Source organism: Povalibacter sp., assembly GCF_036735925.1.
In the GTDB taxonomy this organism is placed as follows: Bacteria; Pseudomonadota; Gammaproteobacteria; order Steroidobacterales; family Steroidobacteraceae; genus Steroidobacter.
In genome coordinates this window covers 1-2,617 of record NZ_DAINNK010000160.1, presented here as the reverse complement: position 1 = coordinate 2,617, position 2,617 = coordinate 1, and the positions used below count along the sequence as shown (strand labels likewise).

The window sequence follows — 2,617 nt, the reverse complement described above, 5'->3', positions numbered from 1 at the left end:
CGATCATTTCCATCAGCAACCTGGTGAAAACCTACGCGTCGGGCTTCCAGGCGCTCAAGGGTGTCGATCTCGACATCCGCCGCGGCGAAATTTTCGCGCTGCTCGGGCCGAACGGCGCAGGCAAGTCGACGCTCATCAACATCGTCTGCGGCATCGTCAATCCCACTTCGGGCACGGTGCGGGCCGACGGTCATGACGTGATTCGCGATTACCGCGCGGCGCGCGCGAAGATCGGGCTCGTGCCGCAGGAGCTGTCGACCGATTCGTTCGAGAGCGTCTGGGCGACGATGCGCTTCAGCCGCGGCCTGTTCGGCAAGGCGCCGAACGATGCGCACCTGGAGAAAGTCCTGCGCGATCTGTCGCTGTGGAGCAGGAAGGACGAAAAGATCATGGCGCTGTCGGGCGGCATGAAGCGACGCGTGATGATCGCGAAAGCGCTGTCGCACGAACCGCAGATCCTGTTCCTCGACGAGCCCACGGCCGGTGTCGACGTCGAACTGCGTCGCGACATGTGGGAGATGGTGCGCTCGCTGCGCGCCAGCGGCGTCACCATCATCCTCACCACGCACTACATCGAAGAAGCCGAGGAGATGGCCGACCGCATCGGCGTCATCAACAAGGGCGACATCGTGCTGGTCGAGGACAAGCACGTGCTGATGCGCAAGCTGGGACGCAGGCAGCTCACGCTGCATCTGCAGGCGCCGCTGAAGGAAATTCCCGCGCAGCTCGCCAGGCGGCAGCTCGAGCTGTCGGCCGACGGCAACGACCTGGTCTACACGTTCGACACGCAGTCCGATTCGACCGGCATCGCCAGCCTGCTGCGCCAACTCAACGAACTCGGCATCGATTTCAAGGATCTGCGTACCGAGGAAAGTTCGCTGGAGGAGATTTTCGTGAGCCTGGTGAGGTCGTCGAAATGAACACGTACGCCATCCGCGCGATCTACTACTTCGAACTGTCGCGCTGGTTCCGCACGCTGGTACAGAGCATTGCCTCGCCGGTGATTTCCACGTCGCTCTACTTCGTGGTGTTCGGTGCGGCCATCGGCTCGCGCATCGCCACCGTGGATGGCGTGAGCTACGGCGCCTTCATCGTGCCGGGTCTCATCATGCTGTCGATCCTGACCGAGAGCATTTCCAATGCATCGTTCGGGATCTACATGCCGCGCTATGCCGGCACGATCTACGAAGTGCTGTCGGCGCCTGTCTCGTTCGTCGAGGTCGTGACGGGCTATGTCGGCGCCGCGGCAACCAAGTCGATGCTGCTGGGCCTGATCATTCTTGCGACGGCGCGCCTGTTCGTGCCGTTCCACATCGAGCATCCGCTGTGGATGGTTGCGTTCCTGATACTCACCTCGGTCACGTTCAGCCTGTTCGGCTTCATCATCGGCATCTGGGCCAGCGGCTGGGAGAAGCTGCAGGTCGTGCCGATCCTGGTGATCACGCCGCTGGCGTTCCTGGGCGGCAGCTTCTATTCGATCAGCATGCTGCCGCCGCTGTGGCAGAAGATCACGCTGTTCAATCCGGTCGTCTATCTCATCAGCGGCTTCCGCTGGAGTTTCTACGGCATCTCCGACGTCGGCGTCGGCATCAGTCTGGCGGCCACGCTCGGGTTCATGGTGCTGTGTCTCGTGATCATCGCGTGGATTTTCAAGACCGGATACCGACTCAAGAACTAGACGGATTCCGGAAATGTCATGGCGTGCCGCGCGCTGCGCGGTTATCGTCGCGACCGGCAAAAACATTCCTGGGAATTTCCGATGAAGTCGAACCGCTGTCGAGTCGCGAGCGTCGTCGCTGCATTTGTTCTGTCGGCCTGTGCCACTGCCCCGGCGCCCGCACCGCAGCCTGCTGCGACATCGCCCGGAGCATCGCTGGGTTTTCTGCCCGGCTTCCTGCAGAGGGAAGTGCTGCCAAACAGCCTGCTGCTGTTGCCGCCGCCGCCTGCCGTGGGCGCGCCGGCTTTCGCTGCCGATGAAGCTGCGTATCGTTCGACGCGTGCACTGCGCGGCACGCCGCGCTGGGACCTGGCGGTGCAGGACGCCGACCTGCGTTTCCCCGGTTCGCTGGGCACGTTCTCCTGTGCGATCGGCGCGCCCATCACTCCGCAGGACACGCCGCTGCTGTACGACCTGCTGCGACGGAGCACCACCGACGGAGCGGTGGCGACGAATGCTGCCAAGGATCACTACAAGCGCGTTCGTCCCTTCGCCGAATACAACGAAGAAAGCTGCACGCCGAAGGAGGAGGGCATCCTGAGGACCAACGGTTCCTATCCGTCCGGCCACACCGCGATCGGCTGGACATGGGCGCTCATCCTCACCGAACTGTCGCCGCAACATGCCGACGCCATCCTGCAGCGCGGCTACGCCTTCGGTCAGAGCCGCGTGATCTGCGGCGTGCACTGGCAGAGCGACGTGAATGAAGGCCGCGTCGTCGCGGCGGGCGTGGTGGCACGTCTGCATGCCGATGACGGATTCAACGTCGCTTTGCGCGAGGCGAAGAAGGAACTCGACGCGGTGTATCGCAAGGGACTCAAGCCGACGCGCGATTGCGCGGCTGAGACGGCGGCGCTGGTCCCGCAAAAGTAGCAGTTGGCGCGAAGGCCGGCTGAAGCC

General features: G+C 63.4%; 3 protein-coding genes. All 3 read left to right on the top strand.

Annotated features, from left to right (window positions below; translation table 11 throughout):
• Positions 1 to 2: 2 nt before the first annotated feature.
• The 3 genes from V7D81_RS23135 to V7D81_RS23125 are packed head-to-tail and all read left to right on the top strand — an operon-like array spanning position 3 to position 2,590.
• Entirely contained in the window at positions 3 to 920 is a 918-nt protein-coding gene (locus tag V7D81_RS23135) for an ABC transporter ATP-binding protein (protein WP_349257728.1), read from the top strand.
• Positions 917 to 1,678: an ABC transporter permease gene (locus tag V7D81_RS23130; RefSeq protein WP_324320769.1), complete on the top strand. Its 762-nt coding sequence runs from the start codon at positions 917 to 919 to the stop codon at positions 1,676 to 1,678. Before V7D81_RS23135 ends, V7D81_RS23130 begins: the two co-directional genes overlap by 4 nt.
• A gap of 18 nt (positions 1,679 to 1,696) precedes the next feature.
• Positions 1,697 to 2,590 carry an acid phosphatase gene (locus tag V7D81_RS23125; protein ID WP_324320767.1) on the top strand — a complete coding sequence of 298 codons (894 nt, stop codon included), beginning with the start codon at positions 1,697 to 1,699 and terminating at the stop codon, positions 2,588 to 2,590.
• Positions 2,591 to 2,617: the final 27 nt, after the last annotated feature.

Excerpts from the sequence above, each read along its gene's own strand:
- V7D81_RS23125 (WP_324320767.1), top strand. The coding sequence starts at position 1,697 with ATGGCGTGCCGCGCGCTGCGCGGTTATCGTCGCGACCGGCAAAAACAT.
- V7D81_RS23130 (WP_324320769.1), top strand. The coding sequence starts at position 917 with ATGAACACGTACGCCATCCGCGCGATCTACTACTTCGAACTGTCGCGC.